The organism is Pseudomonas sp. RL_105y_Pfl2_101, assembly GCF_963970585.1.
GTDB lineage: Bacteria > Pseudomonadota > Gammaproteobacteria > Pseudomonadales > Pseudomonadaceae > Aquipseudomonas.
Window position 1 is genome coordinate 1 of the sequence record NZ_CAXAPG010000122.1, and the last position, 1,238, is coordinate 1,238.

The following is a 1,238-nucleotide window of genomic DNA, read 5'->3' on the forward strand; positions in this document are numbered from 1 at the left end:
ACAGCTCCTTGTATCTCGACTATCGCTCCGACAGAAGCGATAGTTCTCGACTGATCATCGAGGGAGGGACTTGGAAGCCGTACAGCTCCTTAGGCTTTTTGCCTGTGATGTAGATAGTGCTCCAGCCCTCCACACTCACTCGTATAGTTCGAACGGTATCTTGGGCCCGTCCCTGGCGAGAGCCCGCATTCGCAAGGTTGGACAGAGTGCAGTGATGATCGAAAACGGATCAACGGAGAGACGGTCATGTCCAATTTCGTCGGTGTCGACGTCGCTAAAAACACTTTTGATATCGCCACTCATCTGCCAAACGGCAAGCACAAAACCAAAGCCAAACTGGCTAACAACTCGAAAGGCTTCAAGGAGTTTGAAGCTTGGCTCAACAAGCATGCCGAGCCTGCAGCCCGGATCGTGATGGAAGCTACCAGCGTTTATCATCTTGAACTTGCCGAGTTCGTCTACAACAAGGGTTACCGGGTCTGCGTAGTAAATCCGGCAACAACCCACGCTTACGCCGACAGCGAGTTACGTCGGATCAAAACCGATAAAAGCGATGCCAAACTGATTGCTGACTTTGCTCGGGAAAAGGCTGAAAAGCTTCAGCAGTGGGCACCGGAGCCGAAGAAATACCGCCAACTAAAGGCAATGGTGCGTCGGCTGGATGATCTTCAGGAAATGGAGCAAATGGAGCTCAACCGCCTGGATGTGTCTGACGAAAAAGTCAAAGAGTCGATCAACTCCGTGCTGCGCCACATCGAAAAAGAGATTGCTGAAACTCACAAAGTGATAAAAAAACACATCGACGATGATCCGGACATGCGCCAAATGCGCGATTTGATCGTGACCATCGACGGGATCGGGCAGAAAACCCTTGAGCGGCTGCTGGCCGAACTGGGCGACCTGCGTAAATATGATGACCCTCGCAAACTGGTCGCTGCTGCTGGGTTGAACCCAAAGCTACAGGACTCAGGAAAGCTCAAAGGCAGAACAGTAATTTCGAGGATTGGCTCGGCGCGCGTTCGTGCAGGTCTGTACATGCCTGGCCTGGTAGCGTTGAAGCACAACGAACCCATTATCGCCATGAAGAATCGCTTGAAGGCCAACGGCAAGGCCCCCAAGCAGATCATCTGTGCAGCGATGCGCAAGCTACTACATTTCGTTTACGCCGTTCTCAAATCGGGTCAGCCATTTGACCCAAAATTTGCCCTTGCTCGATGAGGGGCAAGACGGTATCTACA

The 1,238-nt window shown here is 52.0% G+C and carries 1 protein-coding gene; it reads left to right on the forward strand.

Annotated features, from left to right (window positions below; all coding sequences use genetic code 11):
• Positions 1-246: 246 nt before the first annotated feature.
• Complete coding sequence (locus AACY31_RS28720) at positions 247-1,218, forward strand: IS110 family transposase (RefSeq protein WP_339493252.1); 972 nt, start codon at positions 247-249, stop codon at positions 1,216-1,218.
• Positions 1,219-1,238 lie beyond the last annotated feature (20 nt).

What these genes read in the sequence shown, in the direction of transcription:
- AACY31_RS28720 (WP_339493252.1), top strand. Translation starts at nt 247, where the DNA reads ATGTCCAATTTCGTCGGTGTCGACGTCGCTAAAAACACTTTTGATATC.